The organism is Candidatus Mycoplasma haematobovis (assembly GCF_001645765.1).
Taxonomy (GTDB): Bacteria; Bacillota_I; Bacilli_A; order Mycoplasmatales; family Mycoplasmoidaceae; genus Eperythrozoon_B; species Eperythrozoon_B haematobovis.
This window is the reverse complement of the sequence record NZ_LWUJ01000012.1, coordinates 68,063-87,032: the sequence shown is the minus strand read 5'-3', so window position 1 is coordinate 87,032 and position 18,970 is coordinate 68,063. Positions and strand designations below refer to the sequence as shown.

The following is an 18,970-nucleotide window of genomic DNA, read 5'->3' as shown; positions in this document are numbered from 1 at the left end:
ATGGCTGGAATTACAGTTAAGATTGTTGCTGGTACTTTAACTGCTGGAGCCATCGGAGGGGCCGGTTATGGCGTTCATGCTTTAACTGATACCACAGATACGGTAAAGAATTATCTAGAGAAAAGTAAATTTATTCTTACTAAAGAAAATGAAACAGATTTATGAACTAAAGCATTTGGCACTTATGGATTAGAGAAGGCTGGATTTAAAATACCAAAAACAATAAGTAACGGAAATGATATTAGAGATTGATGTAAAGAGACCTTAAATAAGAAAATTAAATCCGAAGAAGAAGCCAATTACAAAATAGCATCTAAATGGTGTGTACATTACACTACCATCAGTGACAAGTTAAAGGGTAAGAATTTAGTGGATGATGCATCAAAATTAAATGACAAGATAAGTAGTTTTTCTAAAGATATTCAAACTGAAATAAATAACACGCAGGTTGATGCAAGCACAAATCAGAATGGTGAAAAAGTTAAGAAATGATGTCAAGAAAATGTGAAGAGAACGTTTACTAAAGAAAGTGAAAACTACTTTTCAAACATAAATAGCCATTGTTTGGCAGGTCCTGCTTAATATGGCTTTTCCAGTAACTAAAGTATTAATAGGCGTGGGCACAGCAGGAGTGCTGGGTGGTTCTAGTTATGGAATTTATTCTTTAACTAAAGATAATGACAGTGTAGAAAATTACCTAAAAAAGCAAAGTCTTACAGTTGTTTCTTATGGAGCAAATGAAAAATGAGAGAAAGCATTCAAAACCTATTCACTTGAAAAAGCCGAAAAAGGGTCAGAAATTCTTGATAGAGCAATAACCAAAGGCAATGATATTAGAGATTGATGTAAAGATAAGTTAAAGGAAGTTATTAATTCAACAAGCTCTCCAATTTATCAGTTAGCATCCCAGTGATGCGTAGAATACACAACAATTAAAGAACAAATAAATAGCTCAAAGCAATTAGAGTCTAATTTAGCAACACTAAACAGCAAGCATAGTCAATTGCCAAAAGCAATCCAAAATGAATTAAAAAAAATAACAGATACAGATAGTGCTAATCCAAATGGAGCAAAAATAAAGAAGTGATGTGAAAATAACTTAAGCAGAAGGTATTCTGATGCACAAGAAATTCATTACACAAATGTAAAGCAACATTGCTTTACTGCTTAATTAAATATGACAGGAATTGGAACTAAAATTATTATTGGCACCTTGACTGCAGGTGCATTAGGTGGAGGGGCATATGGAATTTATGCATACAACAATACAACAGATACTGTTGAAAAATATTTATTAGATAGTAAACTAACTATCACCAAAGATAACGAAGATGTAGCATGAACTAAGGTATACGATACTTATTTATTAGAGAAAACATCATCTAAATTAGAGATTAAAGACGTAGCAATAAATAACAAAAACGATATCAAAAATTGATGCAAATCTAAACTAACCCAAACAATTAAATCAAAAGAAGAACATCTATACAAACAAGTATCAAAATGATGTGTACATTACACTACTATTACAGATAAAGTTGGAAAAGGTAAAAAACTAGTAAGTGATGTTAGTGCTTTAAATAGTAAGTTTGGCAGTCTTCCTGAATATTTAAGAAATGAAATAGGCAAAGTTGTATTAGGCAGTGGGGTAAGTGGAAACACTAACGGCGAAAAAATTAAAAAATGGTGTACTGATAATGCGAAACGTTCTTATGTTAATGATTCCGAATTTTATTCTAAGAATATTACTGCACACTGCTTTGTAGATAGTTCTGGTTAGTTAACTCAGCATGACTAACCTAGGAACAAAAATAACAATAGGTGTTCTGACTGCAGGAACTTTGAGTGGTGCAGGTTATGGCATTCATGCTTTAACTGATACCACAGACACTTTAAGAAATTATTTGTCTAATAGTGGATTAAATATTACAGGCGATGGAGAGGCTTCAGAATGAACTAAAGTATTAGCTACTTACAAACTTGAAGTTACTAAGGAATTAAAGATTCAAGAAAAAGTAACAACTAGTAATGATATTAAGAATTGATGTTCATCTAATTTAACAAAATTAATTAAATCAAAATCTGATGTTCTTTACAAAAGAGCATCAAAATGATGTATCAAATACAAGACCATTGAGGAAGAATTAACTATTGATAAATTTGAAAAAGAAGTATCAAAATTACAAACCAAACATGACAGTCTTTCTACAGAAATGAAAGAAATTATTAAAGGTGTAACATTGTCTCCTGCAAAAACACAAAATGAAAATGGCGAAAAAATCAAGCAATGGTGTACAGAAAATTCAAAACGTTCTTACAGCGACGAAAATAAATCCTACATTGATAACATAAAGAGCGCCTGCCTAACGGAAGGATAATTATAGCTAGCTTAGCTGTAAAGGGTTTATCTGGAACAGCATTAGTCGGAATTTTAGGTGGTTCTAGTTATGGAATTTATTCCTTGACTAACACTAATGACAAAATACAAAATCATTTAATAAAGAATGGATATAGTATTACTGACTTTAACAAACCAGAACTTTGAAAAAAGGTTTATGAAACATACAAACTAGAGAAAGATCAAGAAGGATTAGAGATACAAGGAATTTCAATAACATCTGGAGAAAACATTAAAGAGTGATGTACTTTAACTTTAAGTAAAGGTATTAATTCTAAAAATAATGCCCTTTACAAACAAGCATCCAAATGATGTACAGAATACAAAACCATTAAAGAAAGTTTTCAAGAAGGAAAAGAATTAATAACTAAAGCAAAGGATTTCAAAGGTAAATATGGAAAATTACCTAAAAGTGAATTGAAAAACACAATAAGTAAAGTGCAAGTATCAGTTACTACTTTAGCAAACGCGCATAAATTCAAAATATGATGTGAAGAAAATTCAAATCGTTCTTATTCTAATGATCAAGAATTCTTTGCAAAACACATAAAAGAGCATTGTTTAAAGGATAAAGAAAAAGTTTAGATGATTGGGGCAGGAAAGGCTGGATTGATTGGTGCTATTACTTTAGCATCTGCAGGAACTATTGCTGGAATTGGTTATTCAACTGGTTTATTTAACTCAAATACTCAAATAAATGAACTACTAAAGAAAGAGAATAAACATATATTACTTTCATCTAAATCTGGAGAAGATACTACTGGTTGAACAGAAGCTTGGAAAAAATATTGAAAAAATAAAGTATGAGGAGAAATAACTGGTAGTACTGAAGATCAAGTTCCAGAAAGATTCAAAACTCTATGTGGTGAAAAAGCCAAAGAATCTGTTTACGACACAAAAGATCCAAAATACATAAACATAACTAAGTTTTGCTCTAGAGACAAAACTATTAAGGATGTACTTAACGAAGAAGGATTTAAATTCTTAAGTGAAACCGGCAAAGACAAAGAATGACAAGATAAATTTGACAATTACAAATCAGATCAAAACACACTAAAGCTTCCGGGAGTAACTATTGACCAAGGAGATACGAAAGATAAACACCATAACAAAATAAGTAAAGGTTGTGTAGAGGCAGTTAAAGCAAAGACTACTGATAAAGGATACGAAGACAATTTAGCTGCAATTAGACATTGGTGTAAAGAATAATGTCTGTAGCTACAAAAATTGCCGCAGGTATTGCAACAACAGGTGCTGTAGGTGGAGCACTTGCATTAGGTAGTTATTCTTTAATCAATACTCAAAATATTCAAGGAAGACTAAAGGAAGAAGATTTTGAAATTCTTGATACAGAAAAAGATGAAGGGTGAGATACTATTCTTTCTGCTTACAAAAAAGCAAAATCTAATACTTTTCAAGAAGAAAGTAAATTATCTTCAGAAACTACAGAAGGGCTTAGAAAAAAATGTAAAGACACTTTAAACAAGAAGTCAAATGTTAGTGCAAGTTATTTATTAGCAAGACAATGGTGTGTTAAAGAGAGAACAGTTACTGATATTCTAGAAAAACAAAAATTTAAAGTTCTTAAAACAGAGGCAACAGTTGGTATTACAAAAACTAATAAAGATGATGATCATTGAACAACCAAGTCAAAAACATATTCAACAAGCAACTCAAAACACAAAATAAAGATAGATAATCAAAATCAAGGAACTATTGACAAAGAAAAAATAAAGGCGGCTTGCAAAGCTTTAAATACCGCAGAACTAAAAACAACTAGTGATGGATTTAATGAAAAATTAGAGCAAGTTAGAGAATGATGTACAATAAAGAAAACAGATAATAATTAAGGTACTATTTGAACTTAAGGTAGAACCACAAATTGTATTATTTGTTTTTTAGAAGAAGAATTATTTAGGTTTAGTTTTTAAGACCTTTAATTTATCATGGCTGGGTGGCTGGCATGAAATTTAAGAATAATAACTGGTATTGCTGTAGCATGTTGTGCATAGGTAGGAACTGATTATTGATCTAATCAAGATAAAGAAAGAAATATTGAAAGAATAAATTACCAAGAGGAACAAGTACAAGAAGAACCAGAAGAAATAAAGCCTCTAAGACTAGGGGCCAAGAATCCAAGTTTTGCAAAAAAGAGTTTTGAAAAGATGAGTAGTGGTAATGGAGGTACAGCTTTAGGTCTAAATAGATTAATTGCGGATATGGAAAGACGTTGTGAAGAAAATCCATATTCTGTTATGAATGATCCTAATTTAAGCATCAGAAGGCATTGTAGACTTTATTGAAATGTAGAGGAAAGCATAGACATATTAATAAAGACGGGAAATGAACGTGTATTGCTATCATCTACAAATAGTAGTGATGATGCAGGATGAAAGGCAACATGAGAAAAATACAAAACAACTAATCCTTGAAAAACAATTAATGAAACTGCCGCAGGGCAAGTTCCACAAGAATTCAAAAACCTTTGTGATCAAAAAACAAAGGGTAAGGTTTATGGAAAAGATGATCCACAATACACTCAAATAACAGAATATTGTGCTAGAGACAAAACAATTGAAGATGTAATTGGTGAAGAAGTAGGAAGTAAACTACTTGCTGTACAAGGACAAGAAGCAGAATGAAAAAATAGATTTGATAGTTACATCACAACCCAAAATACAATAAGGTTTAAAGGAGTGGTTATAGAAAGTGGTGCCACAAGAGACACCGCATATACAAAAATAAGCGGAGGTTGTACTGAGGCCATTAAAATTAAGACAACTGCAGACGAATATGCTAGTACTTTAGCGACAGTAAGAAAATGATGTTTAACTAGTTAATGTCTTTAGCTTCCAAAATAGTGGCAGGTATTGCAACAACAGGTGCTGTTGGAGGAGTACTTGCATTAGGTAGTTACTCTTTAATCAACACTCAAAATATTCAAGGAAGACTAAAGGAAGAAGGTTATGTTCCCCTAGATACTGAAAAAGATACAGGATGAAATACTATTCTTATTGCATACAAGGTTGCAAAGTCTAATACTTTTGTAACAGGCCCACAATTACAGCAACAAGAAATAAAGGACTTAAGAGATAAGTGTAGAGAGGCTTTAAGACAAAGCTCTAACAATAATGAAAACTATTTGAAAGCAAGACAATGATGTGTTGAAGAAAGGAATATTAGTAGTATCCTAGATAAACTTGGATTAAGAGCCCTACAAACAGAACCAAAAAGCGGTAGTAGTACTAATACAGATGACCAAAATTGAGAAACAAAAGCTACTGAATATAGAGATAGCACCTCCAAACACAAGATAACTATTACTCCCGTCAATCAAGAACCTGTTGATAAAGAAAAAATAAAAGCTGCTTGTAAAACTTTAAACACCACAGAACTAAAGACAACTAGCGATGGCTTTAATGACAAGCTTGAACAATTTAAAGAATGATGTGCAATAAAAAAAGACAGTAATGGTTAATAAAGCATTAATAATAAGTGGAACTACAGCCGCGTCTGTAGGCGTTGGGGTAGGAGGTTATTTTCTTTTTCATAATTCTTCTGAAAAAGAGCAAACTATTGAAAAACTATTGTCATTAGATGATGCAAATAAAGGTAAAGAACGTTTAACTATTTCAACAAAAGCTGAAAATGGATGACTTGAAAAATGAAAACAATACATAGCCGATAATACTACAGGTAGCACAGTAAATACTACTGACAAATTAGGTGTAAATAATTGAGCATCTATTAATAACAATAAGACTTCTGTGCCTGATGAATTTGCGAGAAAATGTGAAGAATTATTAGGTACCAAAATTAAAGACAAAACAAATGATAAATACAATAGTTACGTAACTTGATGTTTAAAATAAAGAATTACTAATTTTGATAGGAACTATTTAAATATTAATGACTCCAACAAGTTTATTGAGTGGAGTGAGTGCGGGTGCTATTTTACTTTCTTCAAACAGTCTCAGACAGTAACATTCAAGAAACGTTTAATAAATAAAGGTTTCAAACTTGTCAATAGTTTTTCCAATAAAGTTGACAGTATAGATCGAAGTATTTTAGAGCAATATGGTGTTTTCAAAGATGGCGTAGGAGATCTTCAGAAGTGATGTAAGAATAATCAAGAAAAAACAGAAGATAATAAAGAACTTGAAGAAAGAGTTAAAGAATTATATTTTGAAACAGTATCTTCAAAAATAAATAGTATTTCAGATTTAGCAATATTAAAGGAGGCTGATGACCTTGATAGAGATCAATGAAATACAAATTGAAAAACTTTCAAAAATGAATATGCAAAATCAAATAAAGATATTTCTGATAATTGAACTGAAGTGCAAGATCTAAATAACTTTAAGAAGCAATGCCGAGAAAATGGAAGAAAATCATTTACAGATGAAAATGATAAGGAATTTATTGAAGTAAAGAAATACTGTACACGTAAAATAATTCAACAAAATCATCTTTAATTTTTCAGAAATTAAATTTAAATAACAAATAAACATATACTTTAAGTATTAGTGTTTAAGAAGATCTTAGCAACAGGCGGGGGAATAATAACTTTTGCAAGCATTGGTGCAGGATTATTCTTGTATTCAAAAAACCAAAAATTGAAGAGCATGATATTGATAAATTATTCATCAAATTCGGAAATGGAAAAACAAAATTGACAGATGATATGGACGACTTTATTGGATGAACTTTAAAATGAAGACAATATATCAAAGATAATTCAGAAAATGGCAAGCCAAAAGAAAATGATGCATGAGGATTAGAGGATTGACAAACAGCTAGCAGAGATAATAATAGAGTACCTTCTAGTTTTGCAGACAAGTGTAATAGCTTTCAAAAACATAAAGTAAAAGGCGAACAAGATCCAACCTTTAAAAACTACATTAATTGGTGTACTAAATAAGATATGCCTAAGATAAAGAATATTGAAATGACATCTAGCTTGTTATTAAGTATCGGAATATTAGCAAGGTTTCTATATTTCAAATCAGCAAGATTTATTAATTCAAAATCCTACTAACGAAGAAACTAAACCATCAGTGATTGAGTTCCTGTTGTGGAAGCTTACAGATTAGCCACGAAAGATACTTTTGAGGACATTAAGCCTACGGAAATTAATGAAAAAATTTTGAAAGAAAGATGCAAAAAAGCTTTCAAAAAAGAAACAGTATTAGCCCTTAAATGGTGTGTAAAAAAACAAAATTTAAAAACAGTTCTTAAAAAAGTAGGTTTAAAGGTGCTAGATGAAAGTTCTAGCGAAGAAGATTGAAAAAAATTAATAAACGAAGTATACGATAACGATTCTTCAGTTACCATAGATGAGTTGAAAAGACATTGCAATGGATTTGGTGATGCTTTCACTGTTGCAGATGAATTTATTGATAAATATACAATAGCTGATTCCGAGTATTCAATAAAAGAATAATTTTTAAAGGTAAGAGGTTAAATATATTATGCCTACATCAAAAAGTGTTGGAATAGGAGTTGGATTAATTACAGGCGCTAGCGGAGTAGCTGGCAGTGTTGCTTATTCATTGGGAGCATTTCATCCAAGTATCCAAGTAAGTAAATTAATAAAGGAGGAAAATAAACACGTATTACTTACTTCAGAGGCTACAGAATGAAAAACAAAATGACAAGAATACACAAAAGGTAACAAACCTTGAGGTAATTTTGAAGCTACTGAAAATCAAATTCCAGCTGATTTCAAAACTAAATGTGACACAAAAATTAAAGGGACTGTTTATGGAGCTGATGATCCAAATTACATAAACATAACGAAATACTGTGCTAGAGACAAAACTATTTCTGATTTATTAGGCGAACAAGGAGTTAAATTCTTAGATACTAAACAAGAAGTAGATACTTGAAAAACAAGATTTGAAGAATACAAAAAGAAAACTAACACTTTAAAGCTTCCGAATGTAAATATAAGAGATAGCGATATTAAAGAAAGAGATTATGGAAAACTAAGTAAAGGGTGTGAAAATGCGCTTCAAATAAAGACAAACGTAAAGGGATATGATAGTAATATTGATGCCATTAAAGAATGGTGCAAAGCTAAATAATAATGACTTTAACAGGCAAAGCAGTTGCAGGAGTAGCTACAACTGGTTTATTAGGTGGTGCTGGTGTAGGAAGTTATTATGCTTTTGGTAATTTTGAAACTATCAGTGGAAGGCTTACTAAAGAAAAGTTTGAATTATTAGATACTTCCAAAACCAATAACGATTGAACAACAGTATTTACAGCTTATCAAAAAGCTACAAAAAATACCTTTACTGGAGCGAAAGATACTAGCTTAGATGAAGCAGGCCTAAGAAGAAAATGTGAAGGTATATTAAAGAAAACTCCTGATGACTCTAATTACAAACTGGCAAAACAATGATGTGTTAAAGAGAAGGCAGTATCAAAAATCCTTGACGATCTTAATTTAAGATTCCTTGATACAACAAGTGATAGTAGTAACACTATTAAAGATAAAGCGCATTGAAACTCAAAAGTAGCCCAATATGAAAGAAGTCAAGCAACCAACAAAATAACTGTTAATTTAACAGGTAATGATGATGCAAAAGCGACTGCTATGAGAGATGCTTGTAAAACACTAAATACTCCTGAATTGAAAACAACGACTGATGGATTTATTGAAAAACTAGAACAAATTCAAAAATGATGTGCAATAGGTAAAGATATTAAATAGATAAAGGATTTTCTTTAATTATTAAATAGACGAATTAATTAATGCACATACCTCACGCTAAATATTTAGGAATTGGTGCTAGTTTATTAGCAAGTGCAGGTATTGGAACAGGAACTTATTTTGCTATTGATAAATCTAATTTAATAAATGTACAATTAAAGTCAGAAGGATTCAATACAGCTGTTGAAGAAAGAGATTGAGCTACAATTTTAGATAAGTACAAATTAGCAACCAAAAATCATTTTGGAACTGTTGCAGAAGCGCAAAAAGAAACTCCTACAGGACTTAAAGAAAAATGCAAAAATGCTTTACAGAACAAATCTAGCAACAGAAAAGGTTATTTAGTGGCTAGACAGTGATGTGTTAAACCAGAAACAATAACTACTGTTTTAACTAGAGGAAAAAGAAAAGTATTAGAGGCAGATGCTGACAAAAATATTGATCATCCAGAGTGACAAGAAGTAATTAGGAAGTTAAACAAAAGTACTTTTGCTCCTCAAGAATTCAAAAATGCAATAAATAGCAAAACTGGAGAAGAAGCAATAACTGCTATTAAGGCAAAATGTCATGAATTAACAAATCAAAATAATGTAACTATTAATGAAGATTTTGGTGACAAATTTGAAAATACTAGAGAATGATGTTCAATAAAAAAACCAGATGATAAATAAGTTATGGTTGGTATTAGGAACAATGGTTGCTTCTGCATGAGCAGGCGTTGGGGGATATTATCTTTTTCATCAACCTTCATCAAAAGAGAAAACTATTGATCAATGATTAGATGTTGCTACTAGAGGAAAGAAAATCACAAAATCAAATAAAGGGGTTGCTGCCGCAGTGCAAAAATGAAAAAATTACATTGCTGAAAGTACAAATATATTTGGGGTAAGTGATTGATCTACTTCAAAAAATACACAAGAAACAGTTCCTAATACTTTTGTAGATGCTTGTGATACTCAATTAACAATTAAAGTTGAAAATAAATTAGATCAAAAATACAAAAACTACATTACTTATTGTACAACTGCTTAAACAATGAATCCTTTAAGGAGTCTAGGAATAATAACATTATTAATTGGAACTACTAGTGGCTTAACTACTGGAGTTAGTTATGCGACAGGTTCATTTAATCCAAGCATTTCAGCGCTTTTAGAAGAAGAAAACAAATTTATTTTATTATCCAATTCAGATACTGAAGCATGAAAAGAATCTTGAGAAGCATATAGACAAAATAACTTAGGTAAACAAAAAGATGAATGAAATATTAGGAATTGAAGCAGTAGTTCAGAAGTACCAGAAGAATTTAAGAATATCTGTAGACAAAAAGCAACTTCAAAAATAAGTAACACATCAGATCCTACATATACAGCTGTTACTAGCTACTGTACAAGACCAAAAACAATAAAGGAAATCTTTGAAAAAGAAGGAATGAAATTATTAGGTACAGATGGAAATGAAAAGATATGGATGGATAGATTTAGAGAGCATTTTGAATATGTAGATTATTTTCCAATAACAAATTGAGATACAAATGAAGATAATTTCTACAGATTAATAGAAGGATGTAAAGCCGTAGCAAATGTACAAACTACAAATATAAACTACGACTATTTAATTATCTTAACTGAATTCCTTTGTCTGGAAAAAAGAAAGCTTTAATAGCAACTTTATCAGCTGGAGCTTTAGGAGGCACTAGCACAGGAGTTTACTATTCTGTTGATAAATCTTCCTACATTGACAGAAAACTTAGATCAGAAGGTTTTCAAATTTTGACTGATTATGACAACAATGATAACGATTGAACACCTGTATTAAACAAATACAAAACAGCTAGAAAAAATGTTAGATCTAATTCCGCAAATGAAACGTTGCCAAAATTGAAAAAGAAATGCAATATTGCAATATCTAATAGATCCAGCAATAATGAAGATTATTTATTCGCAAGGCAATGATGTGTTAAAGAAGAAACAGTAACAACAATTCTAAGTAGAGGAAAATACAAAGTCCTAAACTCGAATGAATCTAAAAATTTAGATAATGATGATTGAAATAACAGAATCCAATTAGTACTTAACTCTAAAGATGAATACAAAGAACTAAAAACAAAACTACAAAATGAAGCAGATTCGAATAGAAAAATTGCAATAATAAGAAAGGAATGTGCAGATATGACAAATAGTCAAAAAACAACTACTACTGAAGACTTTGGAGAAAGATTTGAAAAATCTAGAATATTGTGTGCAATAAAGAAAAAAGATAATACTTAGTAAAATAAAGTTACTTAATTTAATATAGTTCTTACAAAAGTATCTACCAATTTTAGGCCTTAAATAACTTTATTTTTTCCTATTTGGATCTTTAATAATATTATCTAATTCTACTGCTTCACTTTGATCTCCTCCTTCTCCAATTTCAACTGTAAATCTGTCTTTCATAATTTTTTCAAAAGAGTTTTTCAAATTTTCAAAACTTCCTCGTTTCTTATCAAAAGCTTCTGTTGCTACTTTAACTAATTCATTTATTAATGTATTTTCCTTGTTCCCTAATGCATCTATAAAATCTTTGCTTGCTTTACCCTCTCTCGTTTTCTTATTAACTTTCTCTTTAACGAATTGAATATATTCTGTCATAGCTTTTCTTGTTTTGTCTTCAATTTCTTTCACCGGACTACCAAATGCAGATGATTTTACATCTACTAATGATTGCAATGCACTACCTACTAAATAACCAAATACTTCCTCTTTACTTTGTGGAGATCCTTTAGGATTTGCAAAAGATTCTTGAATTTGTTCTTTATCTAATTCTTCCTTTTGTTCCTCATCCTTTTTGTCTTTATTTTTCTCTTTTTGTTCTTGCAATAATTTCTCTGCTATTTCTTTTGCATCCTTAGGATCTTCCATAATCTTCTCTAATATTTCTTTCATTGCTTCTTCTCCCATATCTTTGAAAGCATCAGGATTTTGATCTACTAACTCTGCAAACTTCTCTACTGCCCCTGTAAAGTCTTCATTTCCCATTAATTCTGATAGTTTTCCTCAATTATCAAAACTACTAAACATACCTCACAATGCTCCTCCCCCGCCGCCTCCTATGAATGTGCCTCACTTAAATAAAGATAGTCTTATTTGTTTTCAATTTTGAACTATTCAAGGAATATTCTCAATAAATCTAAGAAACTTAGTAGCGAATCATTCGTAAACTATTAAAGCTCAATCATGTAACTTATTGTAAAGTTCTACAGTTCCTGCTTTAAGTCCATTTACATCAAAATAACGATTTAATCAATCGATAAATGCATCTTTTGAATTAACTATCGACTCACCTCAACTTTTGAGTGTATCACTTAAATTAAGAATGCCTCTTGAAAAGAAACTAACAATAAATGTATTTTTGAGTGGACTTAAAGCATTTCCAAATTGATTAGCTTTATCTAAATTAAATACAAAAGCTGAACATGTTCCTGCTGCAGTCATGCCGGATAAGACTGCAGATATGCTAGGCTTAAAAGTTGAGGAAGCTGTTTTGACAGCTAGGGGGGGGGTGAATCTTAATTGCATATCTTTATTTTTACGTAGCTAAAAGTACAGAACCTTAATGAGAATGGCTATAGGCACAACAAAGATAGTATCTGGTATTGCTATTACTGGACTTGTCGGTGGTGGTATTGGTGCAGGAGTTTCATTACTCAATAATTACTCAACAGTAAAATCTAGATTAACTCTAGAAGGATTTAATACTGTTGTTGCAGATAATGAATGAGATGTCATATTGGCATCCCATAATGAACAACAAAAAACCAACCTTTTTGCTTTAGCTTCGGGAGAAAAGAAAGATAAGGCTTGATTGCAAAAAAAATGTGAAGAAGCTTTAAATAAGAAAAGTAATGATGAAGCGATTTACAAATCAGCTAGACAATGATGCACCAAAACTGAAGTAATCGGTGTTATTTTAGAACGTGGAAAATATACAGTATTAAATACAGAAGCTAATCAACCTGATAAGAATAAAGAGGAATGAAACAAAAAACTAACTAAATTAAATAACAATAATGAAGCCAAAAAGAAAATAACCATTACTTGATCCAAAGAAGAAGCAGAAAAAATTAAAGAAATCAAAGCAAAATGTAGGGAAATCAATGCCGTAAAGAACGCTGCTCAGGACTTTGATGAAAAATTTGAATTGGCTAAAGAATGATGTTCAATTAAAGCCTAATGCCAATATCAAAAGTCGGAAAGATAGCTATTGCTACAGTATCTGCTGGAGGTGTTAGTGGTGGAGTTGCTTATGGATATCATGAATTTACAAAAGTAACATTTAAAGATAAATTAGGGAAGAATTTAATAAAGCAAGATGAAGCAGAAAAATGAAAAGCAAGAGTTGCTACTTTGAAAGCAGATACTTCCGCTTTGTCCAAAAGTCTTAAGCTTGTTAAGGATGCAGATGACAGTACTGGAGACAAAGTTAAAGAATGATGTGAAGATAGCCTAAAAAATAAATTTACTTCAGAAGATCAAGGCTTTAAAGAAGTGCAAAAATATTGCACTTACAACATCAAAGATAAAGTTTCTGGAGCGATCGAGATAAGTAGGTGAAGCAACACTACAAATAATTTAAAACTTAAGAGCCCTGCTCCAAATACAGTTCTGTCAAAAGAAATGACAAGAATAAAAAATGAATTAACGAAAAGTGTTTCTCCAAATGAAAATGCCCTTAGAGATTGATGTAAAGCTACTTATGAAAAACCATTTAAAGACGATAAAGATCCAGATTATTTAGATGCCAGTGTTTACTGCGTTGCTTAGTTAATAATGAATACTGCCTTAACTAAAACTGGAATGGGCATATTAAGTGCTGGAGCTATTGGGAGTGCAGGTTATGGAGGGTATGTTTACTTTTCTAAAGATAGCTTTGCAAGCAAACTTGGAGTTTCTGTACTTAACTTAACTAGTGCAGAAAACAAAAAAGAATGAGAAGAAAGGATAAAGGAATTAACTGCTTCACAAGATAAACTTGATTCTTCGTTAGACAAAACAAAAGTAAATACATGAGATAAGTTACGTGATTGATGTAATGCTAACAAGAGCTCCACATTTAATAAAGACGACATTAAATACAAAAATTTTTCAGCTTTTTGTACTTGAAAAATAGGTGACAAAACTTGAGATAAGAAGATCTTAGCTACTGTTAATAGTGACCATGCAAATTGAAAAACTGCCCATACAGCATTAAAGAGAAAAACAAAAACAGAATTAAGCAAAGGACTACAAAAAGTTTGAGAGGCTACAGATTCTCAAAATGCTAATAAAGTAGCAATGCATAAATGATGCACTGATGCCTACAAAAACACTTGAACAGGAGATAATGATGCAACTCTTAAAGAAGTCAAAGAATATTGCAAAATTTAATGTTGAAATCATTAGCTCCTAAATTAATTATTGGTTGCCTTGGCATAGGTTCTGTAACAGCAGGAACAGTTTATGCTTTTCTTCCTGAAAAATATAGTCACCAATTAAATAAACAAGGAAGAATATTGCTTACAAGCATTTCAGATAAATGAGACGAAATAAAAAAGAGATATGATGCTGAAGGGGATGATTTACCTATTCTTATTAATGGACAAAAGATAGCAAAAGATAATTCAACTCTTACAAAAATAAAGGATTGATGCTCTAAGAATTCCAATAATATTTTCACTAATACTAAGGACGAAAATTATCGAAGAGTATCTGCTTGATGTACTGAACCCAAAACCATTGAAGAGTGAATGGAAAACAACAAAAAAGTCTTAAAGGATGAAGAAGGCACTGCTGGGAAAGCAAATGAACATGAAACAGAATGAGAAAGTAAAAAAACTACTTACAATCAAGCTGGTAACAATCAATTAATAAAAGAAATAACTACAAGTAATACTACAGAAGGAGCAGAGATTGCTGTTAATTCTTTAAATGAAACAAGCAAATTAAGAGCTTGATGTAGATATTCTAAAAAGAAACATTTCAAACACGAAGAAGATCCAAGATTCTTAAAGTATTTGAAATGATGCGTTAAATAACAATGGCATTATCAAAAGTTAGCAAAATAGTTGTTGGCGCACTAACTACTGGTGGTGTAAGTGGGGCTGGAGCCTATACATACTATGAATTAACAAAAGAAACTATTAAAGACAAATTAGGAGACAAACTATTAGATTTTGGAACAACTGATAATACTAAATGAAAAGCAAGAGCAGATATCCTTGCAAAAGATCAATCAACAACTTTATCTGCGGGACTTGCAAAAATTAAACAAGAAAAAGATACTGATGGTTCAAAGGTCAAAGGATGATGTGAAAAAAATATCAAAAATAAATTTGTTTCTGAAGAAGATAGTTTGTTCCAAGAAATAAGAAAATATTGTACTTACCACATTAAAGACAAGGTAGGCGTAGTTGTTGAAGAAACTTGGAGTAGTAGTAACAGCAAGAACAATGACAAATTAAAAAAAGTTAATGGTGATGCGGAAACTAAATTATCTGCAACTATGAAAAACATTAAAGCAAAACTTTCTGCAAGCGATACAACCAAAGATGACAATGCACTTAAAACTTGATGTTTAGCCACTTATGAAAAACCTTTCGAAAAAGAAGATACTCAAGAAATTGAAGATGTTAAAGAATACTGTGCAGTTATTACTCAATAATCTATTTAATTAAATGAGCACCAAGATTGTTGCTGGAATTACAAGTACAGGAATTTAACTAGCGCTGGTCTTGGTAGTTATTACTATTTAACCAGCCAACATACTGTTCAATCATTATTAAGAAAAGAATATCCAAATAAGATTGCTTTAAATAAAGACTCTCAAAATAAAGAAAAATGATTGGAGGCATGAAAAAAATATGTTAGTACCCACTCTACATCAGATATGGCCAATACCGAGGATAGTTGAGGATTAAATGAATGAAGCAAGATAAGTGAAGATAAAATAAAAGTACCTGATGCCTTGGTTGAAGAGTGTGGAAAAAAAATAAATGAAAAAATAGATAATAAAGACAATCCTATATTTAAAAATTTTGTTAATTGATGTACTGTAGAGAAAACAACCTAGTATGATGTCTTTAAAGAGCGCTGGAATTGGTGCTGGTTTAATAACTGGAGCCGCCGGATTAACAGGTACAGTTGGTTATGCAACTGGTTTATTTAACTCAAATACTCAAATAACTGAATTATTAAAGAAACAAAATAAATACGCTTTATTATCCGCCGAGGCCAATAAAGACGCAGAGGGTTGGGATGAAGCATGAAAAAAATACAAAAAAGATAACGAAACTAATGAAAACGGAAAAGATAAATGAACAGTTAAAGGATGAACAAAACAAGATGTACCACAAGTTCCTGATGGATTCAAAAATGCATGTTCAAAAAGAAAGGACAATAAAGTATCAGGAATTGAAGATTCTGAATATACTGACTTTACTAAATACTGTGCAAGACCAAAAACAGTACAAGAGATTTTAGAGCAAGAAAACTTTAAGCCGCTTACAGGAGCAAATAAAGAAACTCAATGAAAAACAAAACTAACCACATACAAAGTTGCATCTAATCAATTACCTAATGCAAAAATAAATTCAGATGCAGGCCAAGAACGCTTTAATGAGTTAAAGTCAGGATGTGAAGCGGCACTTAAAATTAAAACTACTGATGACAAATATGATGAAATTCTTTCTGCTACTAGAGCTTGATGTGGTGAATAAATAATGACACCATTAAATAAAGGAATAATATTAGTATCAACATTGGGGGCTCTTGGTGGTGCAGGCGCTTATGCTGGAGGTTTATTTAACTCAAATACTCAAATAACTGATAATCCTAAAACAAATATAGATACAGGCTCAACAATAGTTCAAACTAATGTTAGCGACAAATTAAGAACAGAAGGATTTGATGTACTAGATACTAGTGCTACATCAACAGATTGAACTACTGTATTAGAGGATTACAAAAAAGCAACCACAAAAACTTTTGATGGGGTGGAAAAAAACAGTGTAGATGATAAAGCTTTAAGAGATAAATGTAAAGTAATTCTAGGCCTTAAAGATAGTGAAGATTATGCAAAAGCAAAAATGTGATGTGTCAAAAAACAAAAAATGAATGAGGTACTTAAAAAGGCAGGCTTTAAAGTGCTAGGGTCTGCGAATGAAGTGATACAAGAAGAAGTAGACATCTGGAAACAAAAAATTTCCACATGAAAAACAGCAACATCTAAACCATTTAATAGTGCACTTACAGGAAAAATAAAAGATACTTCGGCTGATGATAATGAAAATATTAGATTATTCCGTGCTGAGTGTGAAAAATTAAAGATAACAGCACTAGATACAACAAGTACAGAATTTGAAACTAATTTTGAATTAGCTAGAGAATGGTGTTCAGTTAAAGAAGGTTAATCCAAAATTTAAAATAACTCTTATTCAATAGGCATTCTTTAATTCTTGGGAGGAAATAATGAATTTAGACTTGAAAGCTACGCAATAGATGTATTAAAGCAAAAAGGCTATCAATATTCATTTGGTCAATTCTTACAAGGAAGAAGTTTCTCAGAAGTACTATTGCTAAAGGATCTAAAGAAATTCCTCTCTAATCCCTATATTGAACAAGAAGTAATATACAAATTAAAGAATCTTCCCTATGATGTAAGTAGTGCTAATGCTGTTGTATGAGAATACATACAACATGGTATTTGAATTGACTCTATTAAACAAAGAATACCCTTAATAGATTTCCATAACCCAGAAAATAACTGCTTTAAAGTAATAAATCAACTCAGTATTAATACAGGTAGTAATACAAGAAGACCGGATGTAATAATTTACATAAATGGTCTTCCTTTAATAATCTTTGAACTTAAGACTCCTAAAAAAAGAAGCTATATACTACATCAAGCTTATTCCCAACTAACCCACACTTACTTAAGAGATATACCTAATATCTTTAAATATGCTCTTTTTCTAGTAATAAGTAATGGTTACTCTCATAGATATGGTACTATTCATAATGAAATAAAGCATTGACATATTTGAAATAATAGATATTTAAATCACTTCTTATGAGAACTCTTTGATAAACAAATACTACTAGACTACATAAAGAACTTTATTTACATAACTAATCAAAACCATACTAATTTAATAAGTGGCAAAACTTATCAATCAATTAACTCAATAATAAATCAAATACTAAATAACTCTAATAAAGAAAAAATACCAATTAAGAAAGTTAATCCCAACTATGAATCAATAACATTACTTAAGAAATTAACAAATACTAAACAATTAAAGAACTATTCAATAATTTGATTTATTGACGAGAATGATAATTGATTAAATAACCTACTTTCTATATCTACTAAATACCTTAATACTTATCCAATAATAGCTAAAGAAGTCCTCAAAAACTTTAATACTAATCAAATCTATTTAACAAATATACAAGACTATTTTGTATCTCCTACTTTAATAACTAATTCCAATAACTTAATATGTATCTCTCATAAGAAATATCCCTCTATTAAACATAACAGCTGAATAATATGAAAAATTAAAGCTTTACTTAAATTCAAAAATACTAATAAAGTAACTTACTACAATCCACATTACAGAACTTTCTTAGATTACTTACACTACTCTTTTCCTAATGCTATTCATTTAGTAGAGCAATCACACAAGAATTATTCCAAAGTCTTAAAGATATTACTAACTATTCTTAAAGGCTTTGGATATTTACTATTATTCATACTTATTATGGCTGCGGCATCAGGTGCTAAAGGAAACTACAGAAGAAGATCTACTAGATATAGGAAAAGATGATAAGAGTATT

The 18,970-nt window shown here is 30.8% G+C and carries 29 protein-coding genes; 28 read left to right on the top strand and 1 reads right to left on the bottom strand.

All coding sequences use genetic code 4. The features are described 5' to 3' along the window. From A6V39_RS04200 to A6V39_RS04115, 19 genes are all read left to right on the top strand, one after another. Positions 1-582: a hypothetical protein gene (locus A6V39_RS04200; RefSeq protein WP_187150419.1), complete on the top strand. Its 582-nt coding sequence runs from the start codon at positions 1-3 to the stop codon at positions 580-582. Position 583: 1 nt separating this feature from the next. Further along, positions 584-1,171 carry a hypothetical protein gene (locus A6V39_RS04195; RefSeq protein WP_187150418.1) on the top strand — a complete coding sequence of 196 codons (588 nt, stop codon included), beginning with the start codon at positions 584-586 and terminating at the stop codon, positions 1,169-1,171. A gap of 6 nt (positions 1,172-1,177) precedes the next feature. Next, entirely contained in the window at positions 1,178-1,780 is a 603-nt protein-coding gene (locus A6V39_RS04190) for a hypothetical protein (RefSeq protein WP_187150417.1), read from the top strand. Positions 1,781-1,790: 10 nt separating this feature from the next. Beyond that, complete coding sequence (locus tag A6V39_RS04185; RefSeq protein WP_187150416.1) at positions 1,791-2,378, top strand: hypothetical protein; 588 nt, start codon at positions 1,791-1,793, stop codon at positions 2,376-2,378. Between the two features lie 83 nt (positions 2,379-2,461). Next, complete coding sequence (locus tag A6V39_RS04180; RefSeq protein ID WP_187150415.1) at positions 2,462-2,983, top strand: hypothetical protein; 522 nt, start codon at positions 2,462-2,464, stop codon at positions 2,981-2,983. Next, positions 2,984-3,607 (top strand): hypothetical protein, encoded by a 624-nt coding sequence (locus tag A6V39_RS04175; protein ID WP_187150414.1) that lies wholly within the window; start codon positions 2,984-2,986, stop codon positions 3,605-3,607. Beyond that, positions 3,607-4,248: a hypothetical protein gene (locus A6V39_RS04170; RefSeq protein WP_187150413.1), complete on the top strand. Its 642-nt coding sequence runs from the start codon at positions 3,607-3,609 to the stop codon at positions 4,246-4,248. Before A6V39_RS04175 ends, A6V39_RS04170 begins: the two co-directional genes overlap by 1 nt. A 315-nt stretch (positions 4,249-4,563) precedes the next feature. After that, entirely contained in the window at positions 4,564-5,238 is a 675-nt protein-coding gene (locus tag A6V39_RS04165; protein WP_187150412.1) for a hypothetical protein, read from the top strand. Next, on the top strand, positions 5,238-5,876 hold the full coding sequence (locus A6V39_RS04160) for a hypothetical protein (RefSeq protein WP_187150411.1): 639 nt from the start codon (positions 5,238-5,240) through the stop codon (positions 5,874-5,876). Before A6V39_RS04165 ends, A6V39_RS04160 begins: the two co-directional genes overlap by 1 nt. Then, the gene (locus A6V39_RS04155; protein WP_187150410.1) at positions 5,869-6,270 is read left to right on the top strand and encodes a hypothetical protein; all 402 of its coding nucleotides are present in this window, start codon (positions 5,869-5,871) and stop codon (positions 6,268-6,270) included. Before A6V39_RS04160 ends, A6V39_RS04155 begins: the two co-directional genes overlap by 8 nt. Positions 6,271-6,738: 468 nt before the next feature. Beyond that, positions 6,739-6,873, top strand: a complete 135-nt coding sequence (locus A6V39_RS05940; RefSeq protein WP_281178732.1) for a hypothetical protein — start codon at positions 6,739-6,741, stop codon at positions 6,871-6,873. A gap of 209 nt (positions 6,874-7,082) precedes the next feature. Continuing rightward, entirely contained in the window at positions 7,083-7,319 is a 237-nt protein-coding gene (locus tag A6V39_RS04150; protein ID WP_187150409.1) for a hypothetical protein, read from the top strand. 153 nt (positions 7,320-7,472) lie between these two features. Continuing rightward, the gene (locus A6V39_RS04145; protein ID WP_187150408.1) at positions 7,473-7,841 is read left to right on the top strand and encodes a hypothetical protein; all 369 of its coding nucleotides are present in this window, start codon (positions 7,473-7,475) and stop codon (positions 7,839-7,841) included. Positions 7,842-7,869: 28 nt separating this feature from the next. Then, positions 7,870-8,484 carry a hypothetical protein gene (locus A6V39_RS04140; RefSeq protein ID WP_187150407.1) on the top strand — a complete coding sequence of 205 codons (615 nt, stop codon included), beginning with the start codon at positions 7,870-7,872 and terminating at the stop codon, positions 8,482-8,484. Positions 8,485-8,486: 2 nt separating this feature from the next. Beyond that, positions 8,487-9,116 carry a hypothetical protein gene (locus tag A6V39_RS04135; protein ID WP_187150406.1) on the top strand — a complete coding sequence of 210 codons (630 nt, stop codon included), beginning with the start codon at positions 8,487-8,489 and terminating at the stop codon, positions 9,114-9,116. Between the two features lie 41 nt (positions 9,117-9,157). Then, positions 9,158-9,787: a hypothetical protein gene (locus tag A6V39_RS04130; protein ID WP_187150405.1), complete on the top strand. Its 630-nt coding sequence runs from the start codon at positions 9,158-9,160 to the stop codon at positions 9,785-9,787. Further along, positions 9,777-10,148, top strand: a complete 372-nt coding sequence (locus tag A6V39_RS04125) for a hypothetical protein (RefSeq protein WP_187150404.1) — start codon at positions 9,777-9,779, stop codon at positions 10,146-10,148. The genes A6V39_RS04130 and A6V39_RS04125 overlap by 11 nt, the downstream gene beginning before the upstream one ends. Before the next feature lie 3 nt (positions 10,149-10,151). After that, complete coding sequence (locus tag A6V39_RS04120; RefSeq protein ID WP_187150403.1) at positions 10,152-10,775, top strand: hypothetical protein; 624 nt, start codon at positions 10,152-10,154, stop codon at positions 10,773-10,775. Continuing rightward, a complete protein-coding gene (locus A6V39_RS04115) occupies positions 10,751-11,383 on the top strand; it encodes a hypothetical protein (protein WP_187150402.1) in 633 nt (210 codons plus the stop codon). Before A6V39_RS04120 ends, A6V39_RS04115 begins: the two co-directional genes overlap by 25 nt. 69 nt (positions 11,384-11,452) lie before the next feature. Here A6V39_RS04115 and A6V39_RS04110 read toward each other — a convergent pair whose 3' ends face one another. Continuing rightward, complete coding sequence (locus A6V39_RS04110; protein WP_187150401.1) at positions 11,453-12,673, bottom strand: hypothetical protein; 1,221 nt, start codon at positions 12,671-12,673, stop codon at positions 11,453-11,455. A 37-nt stretch (positions 12,674-12,710) separates the two neighbouring features. Here A6V39_RS04110 and A6V39_RS04105 point away from each other — a divergent pair, with 37 nt between their 5' ends. From A6V39_RS04105 to A6V39_RS04065, 9 genes are all read left to right on the top strand, one after another. After that, positions 12,711-13,328, top strand: coding sequence for a hypothetical protein (locus A6V39_RS04105; RefSeq protein WP_187150400.1), 618 nt, complete (start codon positions 12,711-12,713; stop codon positions 13,326-13,328). Next, a complete protein-coding gene (locus tag A6V39_RS04100) occupies positions 13,328-13,918 on the top strand; it encodes a hypothetical protein (RefSeq protein ID WP_187150399.1) in 591 nt (196 codons plus the stop codon). Before A6V39_RS04105 ends, A6V39_RS04100 begins: the two co-directional genes overlap by 1 nt. 6 nt (positions 13,919-13,924) lie before the next feature. After that, positions 13,925-14,521, top strand: a complete 597-nt coding sequence (locus A6V39_RS04095; protein ID WP_187150398.1) for a hypothetical protein — start codon at positions 13,925-13,927, stop codon at positions 14,519-14,521. Then, positions 14,521-15,168 (top strand): hypothetical protein, encoded by a 648-nt coding sequence (locus A6V39_RS04090; protein WP_187150397.1) that lies wholly within the window; start codon positions 14,521-14,523, stop codon positions 15,166-15,168. Before A6V39_RS04095 ends, A6V39_RS04090 begins: the two co-directional genes overlap by 1 nt. A 2-nt stretch (positions 15,169-15,170) precedes the next feature. Next, positions 15,171-15,794 (top strand): hypothetical protein, encoded by a 624-nt coding sequence (locus A6V39_RS04085; RefSeq protein ID WP_187150396.1) that lies wholly within the window; start codon positions 15,171-15,173, stop codon positions 15,792-15,794. Between the two features lie 180 nt (positions 15,795-15,974). Beyond that, positions 15,975-16,202, top strand: coding sequence for a hypothetical protein (locus tag A6V39_RS04080; RefSeq protein WP_187150395.1), 228 nt, complete (start codon positions 15,975-15,977; stop codon positions 16,200-16,202). Between the two features lie 4 nt (positions 16,203-16,206). Further along, entirely contained in the window at positions 16,207-16,848 is a 642-nt protein-coding gene (locus tag A6V39_RS04075) for a hypothetical protein (RefSeq protein WP_187150394.1), read from the top strand. 3 nt (positions 16,849-16,851) lie between these two features. Next, complete coding sequence (locus A6V39_RS04070) at positions 16,852-17,541, top strand: hypothetical protein (RefSeq protein WP_187150393.1); 690 nt, start codon at positions 16,852-16,854, stop codon at positions 17,539-17,541. Positions 17,542-17,586: 45 nt separating this feature from the next. Continuing rightward, positions 17,587-18,963: a type I restriction endonuclease gene (locus A6V39_RS04065; protein ID WP_187150392.1), complete on the top strand. Its 1,377-nt coding sequence runs from the start codon at positions 17,587-17,589 to the stop codon at positions 18,961-18,963. The last annotated feature ends 7 nt before the right edge of the window (positions 18,964-18,970 follow it).